The sequence below is a fragment of the Rhodococcus sp. NS-SX18 genome, from assembly GCF_057367935.1.
Window position 1 is genome coordinate 3,589,710 of the sequence record NZ_CM170633.1, and the last position, 20,010, is coordinate 3,609,719.

17 protein-coding genes are annotated in these 20,010 nt (G+C 71.3%); 9 read left to right on the top strand and 8 right to left on the bottom strand.

Features of this window, described 5'->3' with window-relative positions:
- The first annotated feature begins 292 nt into the window (after positions 1-292).
- The 6 genes from AC2IPW_RS16645 to AC2IPW_RS16670 all read left to right on the top strand — a co-directional run bounded on the left by AC2IPW_RS16645 (position 293) and on the right by AC2IPW_RS16670 (position 9,475).
- Positions 293-1,000, top strand: a complete 708-nt coding sequence (locus AC2IPW_RS16645; RefSeq protein WP_486375219.1) for a ScbR family autoregulator-binding transcription factor — start codon at positions 293-295, stop codon at positions 998-1,000.
- Between the two features lie 247 nt (positions 1,001-1,247).
- Positions 1,248-2,783 carry a multicopper oxidase family protein gene (locus tag AC2IPW_RS16650; protein ID WP_486375220.1) on the top strand — a complete coding sequence of 512 codons (1,536 nt, stop codon included), beginning with the start codon at positions 1,248-1,250 and terminating at the stop codon, positions 2,781-2,783.
- A gap of 10 nt (positions 2,784-2,793) precedes the next feature.
- On the top strand, positions 2,794-3,702 hold the full coding sequence (locus AC2IPW_RS16655; protein WP_416061422.1) for an ABC transporter ATP-binding protein: 909 nt from the start codon (positions 2,794-2,796) through the stop codon (positions 3,700-3,702).
- Positions 3,699-5,282: an ABC transporter permease gene (locus tag AC2IPW_RS16660; RefSeq protein ID WP_486375221.1), complete on the top strand. Its 1,584-nt coding sequence runs from the start codon at positions 3,699-3,701 to the stop codon at positions 5,280-5,282. Before AC2IPW_RS16655 ends, AC2IPW_RS16660 begins: the two co-directional genes overlap by 4 nt.
- 57 nt (positions 5,283-5,339) lie before the next feature.
- A complete protein-coding gene (locus tag AC2IPW_RS16665; RefSeq protein WP_486375222.1) occupies positions 5,340-7,463 on the top strand; it encodes an MMPL family transporter in 2,124 nt (707 codons plus the stop codon).
- Between the two features lie 32 nt (positions 7,464-7,495).
- Complete coding sequence (locus AC2IPW_RS16670; RefSeq protein ID WP_486375223.1) at positions 7,496-9,475, top strand: SDR family oxidoreductase; 1,980 nt, start codon at positions 7,496-7,498, stop codon at positions 9,473-9,475.
- 58 nt (positions 9,476-9,533) lie between these two features.
- Here AC2IPW_RS16670 and AC2IPW_RS16675 read toward each other — a convergent pair whose 3' ends face one another.
- Genes AC2IPW_RS16675 through AC2IPW_RS16685 form a run of 3 tightly spaced genes read right to left on the bottom strand, consistent with a single transcriptional unit; the run spans position 9,534 to position 11,528 of the window.
- Complete coding sequence (locus tag AC2IPW_RS16675; protein ID WP_486375224.1) at positions 9,534-10,406, bottom strand: ferredoxin family protein; 873 nt, start codon at positions 10,404-10,406, stop codon at positions 9,534-9,536.
- Between the two features lie 4 nt (positions 10,407-10,410).
- A complete protein-coding gene (locus AC2IPW_RS16680; protein WP_003938008.1) occupies positions 10,411-11,004 on the bottom strand; it encodes a YdeI/OmpD-associated family protein in 594 nt (197 codons plus the stop codon).
- Positions 11,005-11,006: 2 nt separating this feature from the next.
- Positions 11,007-11,528, bottom strand: coding sequence for a hypothetical protein (locus AC2IPW_RS16685; RefSeq protein ID WP_486375225.1), 522 nt, complete (start codon positions 11,526-11,528; stop codon positions 11,007-11,009).
- A 238-nt stretch (positions 11,529-11,766) separates the two neighbouring features.
- Here AC2IPW_RS16685 and AC2IPW_RS16690 point away from each other — a divergent pair, with 238 nt between their 5' ends.
- Positions 11,767-13,149 (top strand): dicarboxylate/amino acid:cation symporter, encoded by a 1,383-nt coding sequence (locus tag AC2IPW_RS16690; RefSeq protein ID WP_003938010.1) that lies wholly within the window; start codon positions 11,767-11,769, stop codon positions 13,147-13,149.
- A gap of 399 nt (positions 13,150-13,548) precedes the next feature.
- Here the strand turns inward: AC2IPW_RS16690 and AC2IPW_RS16695 are convergent, their stop codons facing one another.
- Both AC2IPW_RS16695 and AC2IPW_RS16700 read right to left on the bottom strand, forming a co-directional pair.
- Entirely contained in the window at positions 13,549-14,016 is a 468-nt protein-coding gene (locus AC2IPW_RS16695; RefSeq protein ID WP_003938011.1) for a DIP1984 family protein, read from the bottom strand.
- A 43-nt stretch (positions 14,017-14,059) separates the two neighbouring features.
- Complete coding sequence (locus tag AC2IPW_RS16700) at positions 14,060-15,151, bottom strand: HNH endonuclease (RefSeq protein WP_486375226.1); 1,092 nt, start codon at positions 15,149-15,151, stop codon at positions 14,060-14,062.
- Between the two features lie 32 nt (positions 15,152-15,183).
- Here AC2IPW_RS16700 and AC2IPW_RS16705 point away from each other — a divergent pair, with 32 nt between their 5' ends.
- Positions 15,184-15,495 carry a nucleoside triphosphate pyrophosphohydrolase gene (locus tag AC2IPW_RS16705; protein ID WP_486375227.1) on the top strand — a complete coding sequence of 104 codons (312 nt, stop codon included), beginning with the start codon at positions 15,184-15,186 and terminating at the stop codon, positions 15,493-15,495.
- A gap of 14 nt (positions 15,496-15,509) precedes the next feature.
- Here the strand turns inward: AC2IPW_RS16705 and AC2IPW_RS16710 are convergent, their stop codons facing one another.
- Genes AC2IPW_RS16710 through AC2IPW_RS16720 form a run of 3 tightly spaced genes read right to left on the bottom strand, consistent with a single transcriptional unit; the run spans position 15,510 to position 18,634 of the window.
- Entirely contained in the window at positions 15,510-16,268 is a 759-nt protein-coding gene (locus AC2IPW_RS16710) for an alpha/beta fold hydrolase (RefSeq protein ID WP_486375228.1), read from the bottom strand.
- Between the two features lie 15 nt (positions 16,269-16,283).
- On the bottom strand, positions 16,284-17,852 hold the full coding sequence (locus AC2IPW_RS16715; RefSeq protein WP_486375229.1) for a DNA polymerase Y family protein: 1,569 nt from the start codon (positions 17,850-17,852) through the stop codon (positions 16,284-16,286).
- Positions 17,849-18,634: a hypothetical protein gene (locus tag AC2IPW_RS16720; RefSeq protein WP_486375230.1), complete on the bottom strand. Its 786-nt coding sequence runs from the start codon at positions 18,632-18,634 to the stop codon at positions 17,849-17,851. Before AC2IPW_RS16720 ends, AC2IPW_RS16715 begins: the two co-directional genes overlap by 4 nt.
- Positions 18,635-18,763: 129 nt before the next feature.
- On the opposite strand from AC2IPW_RS16720, the gene AC2IPW_RS16725 reads away from it, so the two are divergent.
- The gene (locus tag AC2IPW_RS16725; protein ID WP_371384330.1) at positions 18,764-19,990 is read left to right on the top strand and encodes a serine/threonine-protein kinase; all 1,227 of its coding nucleotides are present in this window, start codon (positions 18,764-18,766) and stop codon (positions 19,988-19,990) included.
- Positions 19,991-20,010 lie beyond the last annotated feature (20 nt).

The following is a 20,010-nucleotide window of genomic DNA, read 5'->3' on the forward strand; positions in this document are numbered from 1 at the left end:
GCCGGAAATCGCGGCCGGGGCGGCCGAACCGACGAAAGCCCCCCGTCGAGAACTCCACCGGCGCCGGTGGCCTTACAAAACCGGACGAATGGTTTTTCGGTGGTATGCTGCGAGCGCTACCAGAGACAGACCTCCGGGACGTGCCTTGTGCCGCGGCACGGACGGGCCTCTGGTGGCTCCGCAGGGAGCGGAGGGTGAGGTTCCGTTCGGGCAGGCTCGGGGGGCCGGCCCGAACGGAACACCTCCGTCCGCACCCGGTCACGCAGGGCGGCCGACGAAGCGAGGAGTGGACATGCCCCGGGACTCCGTCGGTGCACCGACCGTCGAACCGGCAGCCACTCCGGCCGCTGCGAACCCCCCGTCCGAGACTTCCGCCGGCGGGCGCCCGGCCCAGCAACGCGCGATCCGGACCCGACAGCAGATCCTTCTCGCCGCCGCCCGGTTGTTCGCCGACAACGGCGTCCACGGCACGGCCCTCGCCGAGGCCGCGGCCTCAGCCGAAGTGACCAAGGGAGCGCTGACCTTCCACTTCCCCACCAAGGACGCCCTGGTACAAGCGTTGATCAGCGAACAGGAACAGCGCACCCGCGCCGCGATCGGCACTGTCCTGCACACCGACGTCCCCGCGCTCGAGCAGCTGGTCGCGCTCACCCATGCGCTCGGCCGGTTGTTCACCGAAGACCTGATCGTCCAAGCCGGACTGCGGCTGACCGGCGAGTACGAGCGCGCCGACCGCGAGGCCTACCGGAGCTGGATCACGGTGTTCGAAGGCCTGTTCCGGCGCGCGTCGGACGAGGAGGAACTGAGCGCCCGGCTGGACCCGGACGCACACGCCCGGTTCCTCGTCTCCTCCGTTGCGGGGGTGTACCTGCTGTCGATGGTTCTCGCCGGCCGCGCGGACCTCGAGGCCCGCCTCGACCAGATGTGGGAGCTGTTGCTCCCCAGCATCGTCCGCGCCGATCGGCACGATCGGATCCCGGCGATCCGCTCCGCGCGCTGACTGGTTCCCCACTCTCCGAGACGGGCCGTTCGTACAGACGTGCGTCGCCGGGGAGGATCGCCGTACCGGACCGAAACCACCGGGAGGAACTCGCGACGAGAAGGCGGTTCCCGCGGTATCGGCCGAGTAGCGGGCCCGGCAACTGCCCGCTCGTCACAGGAACCTCCCGTTCGGCCCGCTGGGAGCACCCGCGCACACCGGTCCATTTCGGGGTTGTCCCCCATCCCGATTTCGGGTGTGCGCCCGGATGTGCCGCTCCGCCCACCGCAGCAGTATCGATCTCGTGAAGCGGATCCTGCTGCAACTGTCCGCCGCCGCGGGCGCCGTCGTCGTCGTCGTCACTGCGATCGCGGCAGGCGTCGTCGTGCACGCGTGGAACTCGGCGGTGGTCGACACCACCGGACAGGTCACCTTCGACCGTGCGCTGCACATCCCGCCGCTCGCGACGAGCGAGATCGCACCCGACGGGGTCCGCGTGTTCGACCTGACCATGCAGCGCGGCACCACGGACCTCGGGCACGGTCCCGGCACCCGGACCTGGGGCGTGAACGGGGCGTATCTCGGACCGACGTTGCGTGCCGGCCGCGGCGAACAGGTCCGGGTGAACGTCACCAACGATCTCGGCGAGGCGAGCACCCTGCACTGGCACGGCATGCACCTGCCGGCCGTCGCAGACGGTGGTCCGCACCAGGTGATATCTCCGGGTGCGACGTGGAGCCCGCAGTGGACGATCGACCAGCCGGCCGCGACGCTGTGGTACCACCCGCACCCGCACGGCGCCACCGCCGACCACGTCTACCGCGGGGTCGCCGGGCTGTTCCTGCTCGACGACCCGGCCGGCGGTCCGACCCTGCCCGACCGGTACGGGATCGACGACATCCCACTCGTGGTGCAGGACAAGCGGTTCGACCGCGATCAACTCGACACCGACGAAGCGATGTTCGCCGCCGTCGGTCTCCTCGGCGACGAGATCGTCGTCAACGGCACCCCGCGGCCCTACCTCGACATCACCACCGAGCGGGTCCGGCTGCGATTGCTCAATGCCTCCAACGCTCGCGTCTACAATTTCTCCTTCGATACCGGTCTGCCGTTCCTGCTCGTCGGCACCGACGGCGGCCCGCTCACCCGTCCGGCACCGATGCGCCGAATCCAGCTCTCCCCAGGCGAGCGCGCCGAGATCGTGGCCGCGCTGCCCGCAGGCGCGACGACCGTGCTCCGCAGCACCCCGCCGGACCTGGGTGCGGACTTCTGGCAGACCAGGTTCTCCGGCGGTGACGACGAGTTCGACATCCTCGAACTGCGCGCCGCGCATACGCTCGCGCCCAGCGCGCACGCACCGGAAGGACCGGTCACCCAGGAGGATCCCGGTACCCCCGCCGTCACGCGGCACCTGGACCTCACCGGCTCCGGCACCATCGACGGCCGCGCAATGGACATGTCCCGCATCGACCAGACCGTCGTCGCCGGCGCCACGGAGGTGTGGGAGGTCCGCAACAGCAGCGGGGCGATCCACAACTTCCACGTCCGCGGCACGAGCTTCCGCGTCCTCGGCGACGGCCATCCCGCCCTGTCCGGACCGAAGGACACCGTCTACATCGCACCGGGGCGCACCGTCCGATTGCTGATGCGGTTCACCGGCCACCCCGATCCCGCGGCGCCGTACATGTACCACTGCCACCTGCTCCGGCACGAGGACGGCGGCATGATGGGGCAGTTCGTCGTCGTCGGCCCGGGTGCGGGGCCGCCACCCGAACCGCCCGCCCACACCGCCGTCCACGAGTAGCGTGCGTCCTATGACGTCCGCGATCCGGATCGACGGACTGGTCAAGCGATTCGGACGCTTCACTGCGCTCGACGGCCTGGATCTGGAGGTCGCCGCGGGCGAGGTGCACGGTTTCCTCGGCCCCAACGGGGCCGGCAAATCCACCACGTTGCGGGTTCTGCTGGGTCTGCTCCGCCCGGACGCCGGGCACGTCGAACTGCTCGGCGGCGACCCCTGGCGCGACGTGGTGAGCCTGCACCGGCGGCTCGCCTACGTGCCGGGCGATGTGAGCCTGTGGCCCGGGATGACCGGTGGGGAGGCGATCGATCTGCTCGGACGGTTGCGCGGCGGGCTCGACCGGCGGCGCCGCGCGGACCTGCTCGACCGGTTCGAGCTCGACCCGACCAGGCGCGGCCGTACCTATTCGAAGGGCAATCGGCAGAAGGTGGCGCTCGTCGCGGCACTGGCCTCGGATGTGGAACTGCTGCTGTTCGACGAGCCGACCTCGGGGCTCGACCCGGTCATGTCCGCGGTGTTCCACGACGAGATCACCCGGGAGAAGCAGCGCGGGCGGACGGTCCTGCTGTCGAGTCACGTGCTCAGCGAGGTCGAGGCGCTCGCCGACCGGATGAGCATCATCCGTGACGGCCGGGTCGTCGAGACCGGCACGCTCGAGGACATGCGTGCGGATCTGCGCTCGACGATCGACGCGGTCCTCGCCGCACCCGTGGCCGACCCGACGGCACTGACCGCACTGCCCGGGATCCACGACGTGCGGATCGACGGCCCGCGCGTGCACTGCGCGGTCGAGCACGGCCACGCCGGTCCGGTGCTCGCGGCTCTGGGCCGCAACGACATCCGCAGCATCACCGTCTCGCCACCGTCCCTCGAGGAATTGTTCCTGCGGCACTATCACCGGCACGGGCAGGGCCCGACGTGACGGCCTCGTGGACGGGGATGCGGCCGCTGCTGCGGGCCACCGTCGAGCAGGACCGCGGCAGCGTCGCGCCGTGGATCGTGCTCGTCACGGCGCTGTCGGTGTCGTCGGTCCTCGCCTACGGCTGGGTGTTCCCGGATGCGACGAGCCGCCGCACCCTCGATGCCACCCTCGGCGCGAACCCGGCGCTGCGGGTCGTGTTCGGCCCGGCGCGCGACCTGACGTACGCGGACGGATTCAACGCGTGGCGGGCCGGGGCGCTCGGCGCGTTCTTCACGGCCCTGATGGCCATCCTGGCCGTCACCCGCAACAGCCGTGCCCACGAGGATTCGGGTCAGGCCGAACTCGTCGCCTCGGGCGTCGTCGGGCGCCAGGCCCGGCTGGCGACGGCCGTCGCGTGGTCGTCGCTGGCCTCCGTCGTGCTCGGTGTCGTCTGCGCGGGCGCGACGATCCTCGTCGGCGGCGGTGTCGCCGACTCGGTCACGCTGGCCGCGACGTTCACCGCGTCCGGGCTGGTGTTCGGTGCGCTCGCCGCGGTCACCGCCCAGCTGGGGTCCTACGCGCCCACCGCCAACACCCTGGCGGTCGGGGTGCTCGGGGCCTGCCTGCTGGTCCGCGCCTACGTCGACGTGGTCGCCCCCGACGGATGGGCGATCTGGACGACTCCGCTGGGCTGGGTGCAGCAGGTTCGTCCCGCGTCGGGAAACGACTGGTGGCCCCTGGCGGCCTGCCTGGCGCTGACCGCGGTACTGCTGCTGATCGCTTTCGTCCTGCAGGCCCGGCGCGATTTCGGGGTCGGTGTGATCGCGCCGTCGCCGGGGCCCGCCGAAGGCGGCGCCGCAACGAACGTGTGGGGCCTGGCGCTGCGTCTGCACCGCGGCGCGCTCGCCGCGTGGACGACGGTGTTCGTGGCGCTCGGGGTGGTGTTCGGTTTCATGTCCACCACGTTCACCGAGGTCTTCGCCGACAATCCGGCGCTCGGATCGCTGCTCGGGAGCGGACGCGGCTCGCTCGTCTTCGGTTTCGTGGTGACGATGCTGCAGCTGATGGGAATCGTCGCCGCCGTGTTCGGGGTCCAGGTGATGATGCGGCTGCGCGCCGAGGAACTGGCGCTGCGCGTCGAACCGGTGCTGGCCGGGGCCCTGACCCGGACCCGGTTCTTCGCGTCGCACGCGGGAATTGCGCTGCTCGCCCCCGCGGCGACGCTGCTCATGGGGGCGACGCTGTTCGCGTACGTCTCGTCGGCGCGGGGTGGACGGATCGCGGCCGGAGATCTGATCCGGCAGGCGCTCGTGACGATCCCGGCGGTGTGGGTGCTGGTCGGGCTCGCGGTCGCGGTGATCGGCGCCCGGCCCCGGGGGCGGATGCTCGGCTGGCTCGGGGTGGTCGCGGCATTCGCGCTGACGATCCTGGGCCCGCTGTTCCGCTTGTGGAACTGGATTCTGGGAATCAGTCCGTTCCGGCACGTGCCCGTGGTGACGGCGGCGCCGCCGCAGTGGCTCGGGCTCGCCGTGCTCACCGTCGTGGCCACCTTGTTCGTGGCCGTGGGGTTCGCGGGGTTCCGGCACCGGGACGTCGGCTGAGGACCGGTCGCACTACAGTCGCGGAGCATCGGGTCGTCACCGGGAACGGAGCACCGCATGAACCGTTGGGCCACATTCGTCGTCGACCGGCGCTGGTGGGTGCTCGGGCTGGCGGTCGTCGTCGTCGTGCTCGCGGGCATCTGGGGCACCGGGGTGTTCGGGCGGCTCTCGCAGGGCGGGTTCTACGACCCCGGCAGCGAATCGGCCGAGGTGCAGCGCATCGTGGACGACAATTTCGGTCCCCAGACCGCCGACATCATCGCGATCTACACCCCGCCGCCCGGGCGCACCGTCGCCGACATCGGACCCGAGGTGACCGCGGTGCTCGATCGGTTCGCGGCCGAGGTGCCCACCCATTCGATCGACTCCTACTGGTCGGCCACGCCCCCGGCGAAGCAGTTGCTGTTGTCGAAGGACGGCGGCAGCGCGGCGGCGGCCGTCACCCTCGAGCCCGGCTCGGAGATCACCGTCCAGACGTTCCAGGGTCTGCTCCCGAAACTCGAGGTCCCCGGTGTCGATGCGCAGTTCGCGGGAAACTCGGTCGTCGGCGTCGCGTTCACCACCCGGCTCGAGCGCGATCTGCTGTTCGCGGAGGCGATTGCGCTGCCGGTGACGCTGGTGCTCCTGGTGTTCATCTTCGGCGGTCTCGTCGCCGCAGCGGTCCCGGTGTTCGTCGGGGTCCTTGCCGTCCTCAGCGCCCTGGCGACGCTGCGTCTGCTCACGATGTACACCGAGGTGAGTTCGTTCGCGCTGAACGTCACGTCCCTGATCGGTCTGGGCCTGGCGATCGACTACGGCCTGTTCATCGTCAGCCGTTTCCGGGAGGAACTCGACTCCGGCGCCGACCCGGCCACCGCGACGCATCGCACCGTGCTCACCGCGGGCCGCACGGTCATGTTCTCGGGGCTGTTGCTGATGTGCGCCTTCGCCGGAATGCTCGTGTTCCCACAGGCCCTGCTGCGGTCCCTGGGTCTCGGCGCGATCGCCGCGGTGCTCAGCGCGGCGGTGCTCTCACTCACCGCGATTCCCGCACTGCTGGCGATACTCGGGCACCGCATCAACGCGCTGACGTGGCGTGAGGGCGCCGCGCGGCGGGGCGAGGCCCGGGCCCGGCGCTTCTGGGGGTCGGTGGTGACGAAGGTGATGCGCCGGCCGGCGCTGGTGGCGGTGACGATCACCGTCGGTCTGCTGCTGCTCGCCACGCCGCTGCTGCGCGCCTCCTTCGGCGAGATCGAGTACACCGCCCTGCCCGCGGGTGACCCGGCGCGTGCCGCCACCCAGACACTGCTCGACGAGTTCCCCTCCACCGGCAACGGCGTCACGCTCGTGCTGCGGGGTGACGACGGTTCCGGACCCGCCCCGGCCGCGGTCACGGCGGTGTCCCGCGCGGCGGCGGAGGTGGACGGCGTCGCGCAGACCGTCACCGTCGCCGCGCGGAACGACGTCGTGGTCCTGCTGGCGCTGTACGCCCAGGGTGTGGAGGAGACGCCGCAGGCGGGCGAGATCGTCCGGGAGCTACGGGATCTGCCGCCCCCGCCGGGCACCGACCTGCTCGTCGGCGGCGGCCGGGCGATGGTCGACGACAGCAATGCCGCGATCGCACGCTCGATGCCGGCGATGATCGCGGTCATGGTGCTCTCGACCCTGGTGCTGCTGTTCCTGGCATTCGGGTCCGTGGTGCTGCCGCTCAAGGCGGTGGCGATGGCGGGTCTGAGCCTGGCGGCCACGTTCGGCGTACTCACCTGGGTGTTCCAGCTCGGCAACGGAGCGGAGCTGCTCGGCGTGACCCCCAGCCCGCTGGAGCCGAGCTTCGTGGTTCTGATCCTGGCGGTGGTGTTCGGCCTGTCCACCGACTACGAGGTGTTCCTGATGTCGCGCATGGTGGAGGCCCGGGCCGCCGGAGCGAGCACGGAGGAGGCGGTGCGGTTCGGCACCGAGCGCACCGGCCGGGTGGTGACCTCGGCGGCGTTGCTGCTGATCGTGGTGACCGGCGCGTTCACGATCTCGGGATTGTCGATCATGCGGTTCCTGGGCATGGGGATGATCCTCGCGCTGATCATCGACGCGACCGTGGTGCGGATGCTGCTGGTGCCGTCGCTGGTCAAGCTGATGGGCGAGGCGAACTGGTGGGCGCCGGCGTGGATGAAGCGGGCGCACGCGAAGGTCGGCATCGGACACTAGAATCCGTTCTTACCTTGCAGTAGGTTCGGGCCATGGCCACGTACCTCGTCACGGGCGGCACCGGTTTCCTCGGCACGCACGTGCTCGGCCGACTGCTCGCGACCCACCCGGACGCCGACATCCATGTGCTGGTCCGGCCGGCGTCGCTGCCGAAGTTCGAGGCCCTCTGCAAGCGCCTGGACGGTGGATCCCGGCTGCACGCACTGCTCGGCGATCTCACCGAACCGGGTCTCGGACTCGACCCCGCCACGGTGCCGCCGGCCGAGCACGTCCTGCACCTCGGCGCGATCTACGATCTGACCGCCGGCGAGGAACAGGCGACCACGAACGTGGCGGGTGCGCGCGCGGTGATCGCGCTCGCGCTGGAACTGGGCGCGACCCTCCACCACGTCTCGTCCGTGGCCGTCGCCGGTGATCACCGCGGCACGTTCGCCGAGGACGACCTCGACCTGGGCCAGCACTTCCCGTCGCCGTATCACCGCACCAAGTTCGAGGCCGAGAAGGCGGTCCGGGCGAGTCCGGTGCGCCGGCGCATCTACCGGCCGTCGGTGATCGTGGGCAGTTCCACCACAGGCGAGATCACCAAGATCGACGGTCCCTACTACTTCTTTCCCGCCCTGGCCGCGCTGGCGGCGCTGCCGTCCCGGCTGCCGCTGGTCCTGCCCGACCTCGGCGACACCAACCTGGTGCCGGTCGACTACGTCGCGGCGGCGATCGTCGAACTGATGCACCGTCCCGGATCGGACGGGTGCACCTTCCATCTCGTCTCCCGCCCGCAACCGGTCCGCGAGGTGTTCGCGGCGCTGGCCGCCGCGGCCGGCGCCCCCGCCCCCGTCGCCGGCGTGCCCGGCGCGCTGGTACGTCCGCTGTTGTCGAGCAGCGCGCTTCCCGGCCTGGACACCGTCCGTCGTCTCGTGCTGCGCCGGGCGGGCATCCCACCGGTCGTGCTCGACCAGCTGACCTTCCCGAGCCGGTTCGCCGACCGCAACACCCGGGAGGCCCTGCGCGGCAGCGGCATCACAGTGCCCGTGTTCGCCGGGTACGCCCCGGTGCTGTGGCGCTACTGGCGCGAGCACCTCGACCCCGGCCGGGCCCGCCGCGACGATCCGCGCGGACCGCTCGTGGGACGGCACGTGCTGATCACGGGCGCCTCCTCGGGCATCGGCCGTGCGAGCGCGATCGCCGCGGCCCGCGAGGGCGCAGTCGTCTTCGCGCTCGCCCGCCGCGCCGAGGAACTCGACGCGGTCGTCGCCGCGATCCGCGCGGACGGCGGCAGCGCGTACGCCTACCCGTGTGACCTCACCGACTCGGCTGCGGTGGAGCACACCGTGCAGGCGATCCTCGCCGAGCACGACCACGTCGACATGCTGGTCAACAACGCGGGCCGCTCGATCCGGCGCGGGCTGTACCACTCGACGGACCGGCTACACGACTTCGAACGCACCATGGCGGTCAACTACTTCGGCGCCGTGCGGTCGACCCTGGCCGTGGTTCCGCACATGCGGGCGCGCCGGTTCGGGCACATCGTGAACATCAGCACCGCCGGGGTTCAGGCCCGCACCCCGCGATACGCGGCGTACATCGCGTCGAAGTCCGCGCTCGAGGGGTTCGCCGACGTCGCCGCCTCCGAAATGCGGGACGACGGAATCACGTTCACCACCATCCACATGCCCCTCGTCCGAACCCCCATGATCGAACCCTCCGGGTCGTACAACCCGGGTCCGGCGATCAGCCCGGAGGACGCCGCGCAGATGGTCGTCCGGGCCCTCGTCGAGCGGCCCAAGCGCATCGACGTGCCGATCGGGACTGTCGGCGAGTTCGCCGGCATCTTCGCCCCGGGTCTGCGGGATCGGATGTTCGCGCTCTACTACCACGCCTATCCGGATACGCCCGCCGCCCGCGGTGAGAAGTCCGACGCGCCCCCGCAGTTGCGGACGCCGACCCGTCCGGCGCTCCCGAACCCCGCGGTGCTGCGCCGAGTCGGCCGGCTGCTGCCCGGCGTGCACTGGTGAGGCGGCTCCGCCGCCGGTGTGTCCTTCGGGCGGCTGGGGCCGCCCGAAGGACACACCGCTAGAGGACCGCCACCAGTGGTCGCACCGGCTTCGGCTCGGCGCCGCAGCTGACCGGACGCGGCGGCAGCTGCCGGGCCTCGACCCGCACGCGCCAGTGACGGCCGTCGCGGTGCCGTACGACCGCTGCGGCGTCGCTCTCGTCGACGACGAACGCATCGGCATCCGCGGCCACCTGCTCACGCACCGCTATCTCGGCGACCTGCCCGGCCGCGGACCAGCTGCTGCGCCCCCGCAGCCCCGGCAGGTACACCTCCCCGCGAGCGGCGGCCGCCATGGCGTCCCGGCTCTGCGCGACGTCGAGCCGGCCGTAGGTGTAGCCGGTGGGCAGCAGGATCAGCGACGGAGCGAACCGGTGCCCGCCGGTGTGCGAACACTCCCACACATCCTCGCCGAACTCCGCGGCCAGCGCCGCCGCCACGGGACGCCCCAGCACGGCGCAGCACCGGTCCCGCTTGCCGTGGGCACACACCAGTGCGACGGGCCGGCCCTCCGCACGGCCGAGGCCGGGGGCGGGACCGGCGACGACGTGCGGGATCAGATCGAGCAGTTCCTTCGGCTCCCCGACCTCGAGTCGCTCGCACCAGCTGTTGCCCGGATCGGACCGGGCCAGGAGCACGGTGCGGGCGCTGCCGGGACGCGACGTGTCGCGGCCGGGTCGCCGGATGAACAGCAGCCGCACGCCGGCGGCGTCGGCCGCGGCCGAGAACTCGCCGGCGAGGTCGGGACCGAGAGCGGTGCCGTCGAGGACGTCGCGTCCCCAGCCGGACGGCATCTCGAGGCACACCCAGCCCGGAGCGGTGGCGGCGGTTCCAGGCAGTGGCTCGTCGAGCGCGGACGCCGCCGAGCAGGTGGGAGGAAATTCAGGGCTCACCCGCTCATTGTGTCCGTCCGGGCTGGTCGTGGAAGCGACGACCCTCCGCGAGTTGCTGCACGAAGGTCTCGATGCGGCGGGCACGGGTCTCCGGGCGCTTCGCGGCCTGCAGCCGGTAGGCGATCGCGAAGCGGTTGCGACCGTCGAGCGTGTCGTAGAAGGCCCGCGCGGCGGGATTGTCCGCGAGGGCGTCGAGGAAGTCCTGCGGCACCTGCGCGGTCGCCTGGCCGGCGTAGGCGCGCTCCCAGCGGCCGTCTGCGCGGGCGCGGGCGACTTCCGCAGCCCCGGCCGCGCTCAGCCGCCCCTCGGCCTCGAGGCGCTCGACGAGTTCACGGTTGCGCTGCGACCAGGGGCTGCGGGCACGACGCGGGGTGATGCGCTGGAGGCGGAAGTCGTCGTCGAGCCTGCGTGCCTGACTGTCGATCCAACCGTGGCACAGCAGTTCCTCGACCACCTCGGCGTAGCTCACCGACGGATGCGCCGACCCCTTCTTGGCGAGCTTGACCCAGATGCCCGGCGAATCGGTGTGGTGCTCACGCAGCCAGGTGGCGAAGGACTCCCGATCGGGGAAGTACTCGACAGGCAACTCGTCGGCCATGGTCATCTCCCCAGCCGGCGCAGGCCGGCCCGCGTCCACAGACCGAGGAAACCCTGGGACAGGTAGGCGAGGGAGCCGAGCGCGAGCACCCACTTCACGGTGCTGACCGTCGTCGCCGCCCGGACCGTGGTGTCGGTGATGCGGTCCCGGTGGTCGAGCAGATACAGACCCGCGACGTTCTCGACGTAGTCCGCGAACGCGGCCACTGCGGGGGCGACGGCGAGGGCGCGGCGGATGCGCGCCGGCACGGGCCGGTGCTCGGCGAGCGATCGCGCGCCGGCCCGCAGCGCGAGGGCAAAGGTCAAGGGATGCAACAGATCCCAGTAGTAGTGTCGGCGATAGCGCGCGACGGTGTCTGGGTCGAGTCCGTCGAGAACGGCACGGTATGCCGCCGCCGATCGAGCGGTCTGGATCCGTCCCACCGCCGGCGCGGCGGGGCCGAGCACGCGGGCGATGTTCGCCTGGGACACCACGAACAGCGCGGCCGTGGCGAGGAGTCTGCGATCCGGAGCAGTCGGAGCCATGGGGCGATCGTAGGTGGTGTGACGCACGTCGCCTGGCTCGTATTCGAATCTGCCATTCCCCCGCGAGTACAGTGGGCGCGGTGTTGTTCCTGACGTCTCGGCGATACGTCGACCTCGAGCTCCAGGCGAGCGCCATCTGTTCGCGCTCGCTCTGACGACCGCTCTTCCAGGAACCCTCCCGTCGTAGGCCGCCGCATCCGGCGCTGTGCTACGACTTCTTCATTCGAAAGGCACACCCATGCCCGACACCGCCCTGTCCGCGCGCGCCGAGAAGACCTCGCGGCGCCTGCCCCGATGGGCTACCTCCTTCGGCCCCCAGATCGTCCTCGGTCTCGTCGTCGGCGTCGTCGTCGGTCTCGTCGCACGAGCGATGCCCGACGCCGCCGACGGCAACGAGAACTGGCTCGTGGGCACCGTCCACACCCTCGGTTCGAGCTACGTCAAACTCCTCACTGTCGCGGTGATCCCCCTGATCTTCACCGCCATCGTGAGTTCCATCGCGAATCTGCGCGAAGTGACCAACGCCGCGCGTCTCGCCGTACAGACCCTGCTGTGGTTCGCCTTCACAGCCTTCGTCGCGGTAATCGTCGGCCTCGTCGTCGGTCTGATCGTCGAACCCGGTGCGCGCACGGACGTCAGCACCTCGGCCGAGAAGGCACCCGGGACCACCGGCTCCTGGTGGGCATTCCTCACCGGCCTGGTGCCGAACAACTTCCTAGGCCTCAACGTCAAGACCACGCTCGCCGAGGGCGCGGCCACCACGACGCTGAGCTTCAACGTGCTGCAGCTGCTCGTCGTCGCCGTGGCAGTCGGTATCGCCGCCCTGAAGGTGGGGGACAAGGCTGCACCCTTCCTCGAAATCAACGCGTCTCTGCTGGCGATCGTGCAGAAGGTGCTGTGGTGGATCATCCGCCTGGCCCCGATCGGCACCGCCGCGTTGATCGCGAACGCCGTCGCCACCTACGGTTGGGACGCCATCGGTTCGCTGGGATGGTTCACCGCCGCCGTCTACATCGGCCTGGCTGTCGTCTTCTTCGGGGTGTATCCGATCCTGCTGCGCATGCACGGGTTGTCGGTGCGCAGCTTCTACTCCGGCGTGTGGCCGGCGACGCAGCTCGGTTTCGTCTCCCGCTCGTCCATCGGCACCTTGCCACTGACCGAGCGCATCACGGAACGCAACCTCGGCGTCCCACGTGAGTACGCCGCGTTCGCGGTTCCGCTCGGATCCACCACCAAGATGGACGGCTGCGCCGCGATCTACCCCGCCGTCGCGGCGATCTTCGTCGCCGAGTTCTACGGCGTACCGCTGGGCATCACCGACTACCTGCTGATCGTGATCGTCGCCGTCGTGGGTTCGGCCGCCACCGCGGGCACCACCGGCGCGACGGTGATGCTGACCCTGACGCTGTCCACCCTGGGTCTGCCGCTGGCCGGGGTGGGGCTGCTGCTCGCGGTGGAGCCGATCGTCGACATGGGCCGCACCGCCGTCAACGTGACCGGCCAGGCCCTGGTGCCGACCATCGTCGCCAAGCGTGAAGGGATCCTCGACCGAGAGCGGTACGACGCCGACCGGCGCGGCGAACCGTTCGCGGACGAAGACGCCGCCGTCGCCGCGGTCTGACGATCTGCAGTCACGGTGAGGGACTGCACTGGTGAGGGACTGCACTGGTGAGGGACTGCACTGGTGAGGGACTGCACCGACGGCAGACTCACGCAGTCGGCGACGAAGGGGAGTACTGCGGGTTCGAATGCGCGGTACTCCCCTGTCGTTCCCTTCTCGTGCCGAACCTCCCGGCCCGCAGTTCGTGGGTGCCCCGTTCCCGCCCTCCCCGATTCGGATCAGCACGTGGTGATGAACTGTGCCGGCGTGCACCGTGTCCTCGTGCGTCGTGCAGGGCTGCTCCGTGCGCGGGACTCGAACCCGCTGCGCTGCCCTCCGCGCGCCGGAGGATACAGACGGGTCGATTCACCGCGACCCACGGCGTGTGCTCGCTTCCGATCGGGTACCCGCTGCCCACGATCACTCGTCGATCAGGTCCACCTCCCAGTTCACGCGCTGGATCTCCAGGTCCACCCGGCGGATCCGGCGGGCCAGATCGTCGGCGGTGCGCCGCAGGTCCCGGACCGACAGTGCCGAGACGTACGCTAGTTCGGACCGGAGCTGTCGGCCGTATCGATCCTTGCCACCGGAGGCCGCGTCCGCGGCCGCGGTGAGCGCACGGTGCCGCGTCTGCAGAGCGTCCCGTTCGGCCAGCGCATCGGTGAGGGTCCGGTCTCCGACACGGGTGGCGGTGTTCGTCTTGTTGATCCGAGCGATCAGCAGAGCATGCCGATCGACGGCGTCGGTGAGTTGTTCGAGAAGCTCGCCGGCGTTCTCGGCGGGCTCCTCCCCTTCCTGATATCGGGCATTCGCCACGACCCGAGTGCCGAGCTGCTCGATCCGTCGTTTCAGCTCGCCTCGTTCGGCGAGTGCCTCCGCCAGCCGCATGACGTCGAATCGTAGACGAGCGGTGAATTCATGCGTACCCGATTTACGGCACCGTCGAGACGACCCAGCCGGGCGGGAATACCGTGTCCCACGTTCCGGTCCGCGAACGGCCCTGCCACGTCGGCGTGCCCAGGGGCGAGCTGCGGTACAGGCCGCGAGCGGCGGCGAGGGTGCGGTCGTACTGGGTCGGCCAGCCGATGTCGGCGGCGAGTTGTTCGAGGACGGAGCGATCTCGGCTCAATGCCCGTTCGGTGTGCGCCAGTGCGGGCAGCGAGTCCCGCTTGTCGGTGTTGCATGCTCCGCAGGCGAGTACGAGATTCGCCAGTCCGTCGAGGGATGCCCGGGACCACGGTAGTACGTGGTCGACCGGACTTCCATCGGAAAGCTTTGCCGCACAGTAGAAGCAACGCGCTCCGAACGCCTCACGAAGCGCCACCCGAGGTTTCGTCAGCGAGACGCGCTCGCGGCCGAACAGGTGCCCCGCAATGTCGGGGACGTCCTCGTCGAGGAAGACGTTGTACCGGCGCACGTCCTGAACCCAGAGGATCTCCAGAGTCGGAGTGAGCAGACCGGACAGGCGTGCCAGGGCCGCCGCAACTCCCGGAAACAGGCGGATCGCGCCGCCCTGCCGGACGATCGCTGCCCGGGTGACTCCGGAATGCAGCCAGGAGTCGTCGTAGAGGAACGGCTCGCCGCGTCTGCCCGGCAACCGTTGAAGCCGGTACAGCGGCTGTTGCGCGAGCGTGAGCGCGACCTCCGCGACGGTCTCGCGGTACAGGTCGGGCTTCCGCAATCTCGCGAGGGACAGACCGACCACCCCGCCGGCGTTCGCCGCGCCGCGCAGCGCCTCCACCGCCGTCAGGATCCGAGCCCTGGGCTGCGAGGACTGGCGGAGCCGATGTCCGTCGAACGGGCGGACCTGGGGCCAGTACAGGTCGATCACCCGCTCGGCGAGAGCGTCGATCGGCACGTCGAGTGCCGCGGCCGGGTCCGCCGGTAGATGTTCGACGCAGACGCCGACCAGGGCCGACAGGGTTGCCAGCTTGTAGGTGGCGGTGCGCGCTCCGGTCTCGAGGACCGCGACGACGCGCTGACCGAGCGCGAGAGGATCCGTCGGTGATCCGGTACCGTCCACCCCGCGACGGTAGCGCAGCGGAAGGAACCACGATGGGCAAGTTGGTCCGCGACCGGATTCCCGAGATCATCGAAGCCGCCGGCCGGGTGGCGCGCATTCGCGTACTCGATCGGGACGAGTACCGCCGCGCCCTGCTCGACAAGCTGGCGGAGGAAGCGCGCGAACTGCGGGAAGCACAGAACTACGACGAGCGGCTCGGCGAACTGGCCGACGTGCACGAGGTGTTCACGGCTGTGCTCTCCGCGTTCGGGATCACCGCGGACGAGGTGGCTGCCGCGGCCGCGGGAAAGCGGGCCGAACGCGGCGGCTTCGATCGCCGCATCTGGTTGGACCAGCTCCGGTAGACCCGGAGTTCCGCTCAGTCGGTGAGGAAGGGCAGCACGGTGGCCTCGAACTCGCGGTGCCGGTCGCGGTGGATGCTGTGGCCGCAGGTGAAGTCGTGGACCGCGACGTCGCCGAGGACGTCCACCGCGGCGGTGAGCCGGGTCGGATCGACCATGCTGCCGGGCCCGCCCCGCAGAATCAGCGTCGGCGCGGTGATCTGCGGAAGACGTTCCCACCACATCGGATTCGGCGCCCGGAACTGGGTGATGGCCGAGCCGGTCATGGAGCGGTCGAAGGCGAAGGTCGCGCGCGGATTGCGCAGCAGGCCCGTCGAGGCGTGCCACAGTTCGGCCGGTGACGGCAGACGGCCACCGAGCACCGGCGGCGGATCACCCGGGCGCAGCGGCAGGGGGGCCTCCTCGAGCACGAGCCGCCGCACCAGACCCGGGCGCTGCTGCGCGACGAGGGATCCGGTGTGCCCGCCGAGGGAGTGCCCGACGAGGTCGACCGTCTCGAGGCCCAGGTGCTCGCAGAGCCCGAGCACGTCGGCGCCGAACTCGTCGAAACTGTAGGACGCGGCGCGGGCGCTGCGTCCGTGGCCGCGCAGGTCCACCGCCACGACCCGCCGGCCGGCCGCGAGCAGGGACCGGGCGAACCGGTCCCACGTGCGGCCGTCGCCGCCCATCCCGTGCACCAGCAGCACCGGCACGGGGTGGTGGCCCGTCGTGGGAGCCGAATCCCGGTAGGCGATCGCCACCCCGTTCGGCGCGGTCGTCAACACACTGGTCTCCACGTCGATCGAGCGTACTCACTCGTAGACGCCCTCCACATGCCAGTGCTCGTCGACGTGGATCACCAGCAGGGCCCGGGACTCCTCGAGTCGCACCTGCAGCCGCGCCACCGCCCGCGCCGCCGCCGGATCCCACCAGTACTCGTCCACCGGCCACGGTCCGGCCCACCCGCGCACCCGCCAGCTGCGGCTGCCCCAGCTCAGCCGGCCGGGATCGCCGCTGAGCAGACCGCGCTCGGTCACCGTCACCGGGGTGCCCGCCGTATCCTCGAGCGCCACGCCGGGCAGGGTGGTGAGCACCACAGCCGGGGCGGGCGGCGGTAGCCGGCCCGGCCACGGCGCCGACGGATCCGTCGCCGGCACCGACTCCTCCCCCAACGGCACGAGGGTCACCCGTTCCACCGGGCCACGTCCACCACTGAGCACCCCCACCAACACGGAGTCGGCACCGAGCAGTCCCTGCACCCGCACCAGGGCGCGCCGGGCCCGTTCGTCCTCGTCGCCGACCCCGCCCCACAGACCCAGCTGCAGCGACCCCGCCGTCACCACCTCCACCGGTTCGAGCCGCAGCAGGACGATTCCGGCGGTAGGGCGGGCCGCACTGTGCCCGGTGAGCCAGCCGTCGAGTTGCCAGCGCACCCGATCGGCCGTGCCGTCCGGGGTCAGCGGCTCGGCGCAGCGCCACGTCCGGGTCAGTTCCTCACCGTTGCCGGTGCGAGCGGCCACCAGCAGCCGGGTGCAGGCCACTCCCGCCGCGGCCAGCCGGGTGTGCAGCAGCGCGGCAAGCGCCCGGCCGGCGAAGGCGGCCGAATCGACCCGTTCGAGCGGCGGATCACAGGGACGTTCCACCACCAGATCGGGCGGCAGGGCACGGCCGGACGGCGGTCGTTGCGGCCGTGCCCGTGCGTCGCGGTGCGCGGCGACGGCGTCCGGTCCGAAGCGGGAGGCGACATCGGTCGGTGAGAGGGCAGCGAAGGCCCCGATCGTGCGCAGCCCGAGCCGTTTCAGCAGGTCCACCAGGTCGACGCGCTCCGGGGCAGCCAGGGACGGCTCCAGACAGATCTCCGAAATATTCAAAGGCGCAAGGAATTCCTCGTCTCTACCGGACGGGACGAGACGGGCGTGGCGGGCGGCGAGCACCGCCGTGAACAGCTCGTCGGCGATGCCCACCTGGCATTCGACGCCGACGGCGGCCACCTCGTCGATCAGTCGCTCGGCCGCTGCTTCCTCGGAACCGAACCAGCGCACGACACCGCGCGCGGCGAGCACCACCAGACCGGGACGCAGCACCTCCACGCCCGGCGCCGCCGCATCGATCGCCGCCGCCACCGGCTCGAACAACCGCGCGTCGCGATCCGGATCATCTCGGACCACATACAGATCCGGGCACCGGGCTTGGACTTCCCGGCGGCGCAGACCTCGTCGCACCCCGGCTGCCCGGGCCGACGTGGAACAGGCCACCACCCGGTTGGCCGAGATCACCGCCACCGGCGTCGTCGGCGGCAGGTCGGCGGCCGCGGCGGCAGCGATCGCCGGCCAGTCCGGGCACCACAGGGCCACCACCCGGGCCGGGCGGGGTTCGCTCACAGCGCCACCTCGGCAGGCCGGGGACTGCCCACCTGCGCCGGTCCACCCGGTCGCCACTCCACCCCGGCTCGACCGGCGCACAGGTCCATTCGCGCCGACCGAGGCTTGAAGGACCGGCCCTGCGCACGCACGGAGAACCTGGTACCGCACAGCCTGCCCCGGGCCGGGGCCGACAGCCCCCGGTAACCGTGCACCGCAGCCTCGAGCCGCACGTGCGCCCCGTCCCACCGGCCGTCGGTGACCACCAGGGCCGCGCCCTTGCTCCGGGCCCGAGCGACCACCGCCCGGGCCCGCGACGGCAGCACCACGGCGCCCCCGAGACCGAGAACGACGAGGTCCATGCCGTCGAGCAGGACGGCGGCCACCTCCACCGGGTCCGGCCCCGGGTCGGGGATCAGCGCGATCCGGCTCAACTCGGCCCCCATCTCGGCGGCGGCGAGCAGGCCGAGGCGACGATGACCGACGACTGCGGCGTGCCCACCGGCGGCGGTGGCCGAGGCCAGCACACCGAGCAGCAAAGATGTTGCGCCGGAGAAGCTTACGACGGATCCGCGGGTCAGGCCGCCGCCCGGGAGCAGCCGGGCGAGTGGCTCGGGCACCGGGAGCAGCCGGTCGGCCGGCACCGGGGATGCGGTGGGTTCCGCCGGGCGGGGACGGGCGCTCTCCCCTCTCGCAGGGATCGCGGCGATCTGCCGACGCAACGCCTCGAGCCGTTCCTGCCGGGAGGGACCCACCGGATCCTGCGACCCGCCCTCGACCGGAAACTCGGCCACCTCACCCACACGAACTCCCCTCGCCCTGCGCCGGCCGCGTATAACACGGCCCACCGACAAACCGCGGGGAAGACGCGGTTGTTCGAACATGTATTCGAACGACTTCAGTAGACCCGACTCCGGGGCGCCCGTCAAGCGATGGCCCCCGCGGCATCCACTACCCTCGTCAAGGTGTCGGAACAGGAGCGAGCGGCAAGCGTCGTCGGCCCGGATCACTTGGTGGCCGGACGTTATCGGCTCGTCTCCAAACTCGGTGGCGGTGGCATGGGAGCGGTCTGGCTCGCCCACGACACCCTGCTCGATCGGGACGTGGCCGTCAAACAGGTCACCTCGACCGTGGGCCTGCCCACGGAGGCCGCCGAGGAGATCCGCCGCCGCACGCTGCGGGAGGGCCGGATCGCTGCCCGCCTCACCCACGAGCACGCGATCGCGATGTACGACGTCGCCCTTCATTCCGGCGAGCCGTGGCTGGTCATGGAGCATCTTCCCTCCCGCAGCCTCGCCCAGGTGATGAACATCGCCGACACCCTGCCGCCGCTCGAGGTGGCGCAGATCGGCGCACACATCGCCGACGCACTCGCCGCCGCCCACGCTGCCGGGATCGTGCACCGCGACATCAAGCCGGGCAACATCCTCGTCGCCGAGCGCGGCCGCGAACTGGGTAGGGTGAAGATCAGCGACTTCGGCATCGCCCGGGCCAAGGGCGATCACGACCGGTCCGGCGTGATCACCGGCACCCCTGCCTTCTTCGCACCCGAAGTGGCCCGCGGCAGCGATCCCACCGAGGCCGGCGACGTCTTCTCCCTGGGTGCGACCCTCTACACCGCGATCGAGGGTCAGCCGCCGTTCGGCATCGATCCCGACTCGATCGCCCTGTTGCACCGCGTCGCCCGCGCCGAGATCATCCCGCCGACTCGTACGGGCCCACTGACCGACGTCCTGCTCGCGATGCTGGAACCCGACCCTGCCCGTCGCCCGACAATGGAGCAGGCCCGGGACCGTCTCGCCGCGGTCGTCCTCGGGGCCGACGCCGACCCGGAGCTGCTTCGCGGCCGTCCGATCCTGTCCGCCGACGGAACCGTCCCCGTGTGGGCCCGGCGCGCCACCGCACCCGTCGTGGGATCCCGGCGCACCGCGGCTACCGGCGGCACTCTCACCGGGTTGCCCGCCGCTCCCCAGCCCGTCTCGCTCCGGGGCGTACCCCGCCCCGCGGAGTTGCTGCGCCGGCTGCGCCCCACCGGGCCCCCGCCGCGCACCACGCAGGAGAAGATCGTCGCGTTCGCGCCGATGGCGATGGCGGTCATGGTGGCCGTGATCGTTCTCGCTCTGATCGTGGCCCTGATCATCGCGGTCGCCGTCAGCTGAGCTTGACCTTCGGGTCGGCC

Coding starts and splice junctions, on each gene's coding strand:
- AC2IPW_RS16645 (WP_486375219.1), top strand. CDS start 293: ATGCCCCGGGACTCCGTCGGTGCACCGACCGTCGAACCGGCAGCCACT.
- AC2IPW_RS16650 (WP_486375220.1), top strand. CDS start 1,248: ATGTGCCGCTCCGCCCACCGCAGCAGTATCGATCTCGTGAAGCGGATC.
- AC2IPW_RS16655 (WP_416061422.1), top strand. CDS start 2,794: ATGACGTCCGCGATCCGGATCGACGGACTGGTCAAGCGATTCGGACGC.
- AC2IPW_RS16665 (WP_486375222.1), top strand. CDS start 5,340: ATGAACCGTTGGGCCACATTCGTCGTCGACCGGCGCTGGTGGGTGCTC.
- AC2IPW_RS16670 (WP_486375223.1), top strand. CDS start 7,496: ATGGCCACGTACCTCGTCACGGGCGGCACCGGTTTCCTCGGCACGCAC.
- AC2IPW_RS16680 (WP_003938008.1), bottom strand. CDS start 11,004: ATGGCCGACGAGTTGCCTGTCGAGTACTTCCCCGATCGGGAGTCCTTC.
- AC2IPW_RS16685 (WP_486375225.1), bottom strand. CDS start 11,528: ATGGCTCCGACTGCTCCGGATCGCAGACTCCTCGCCACGGCCGCGCTG.
- AC2IPW_RS16690 (WP_003938010.1), top strand. CDS start 11,767: ATGCCCGACACCGCCCTGTCCGCGCGCGCCGAGAAGACCTCGCGGCGC.
- AC2IPW_RS16695 (WP_003938011.1), bottom strand. CDS start 14,016: ATGCGGCTGGCGGAGGCACTCGCCGAACGAGGCGAGCTGAAACGACGG.
- AC2IPW_RS16705 (WP_486375227.1), top strand. CDS start 15,184: ATGGGCAAGTTGGTCCGCGACCGGATTCCCGAGATCATCGAAGCCGCC.
- AC2IPW_RS16725 (WP_371384330.1), top strand. CDS start 18,764: ATGGCCCCCGCGGCATCCACTACCCTCGTCAAGGTGTCGGAACAGGAG.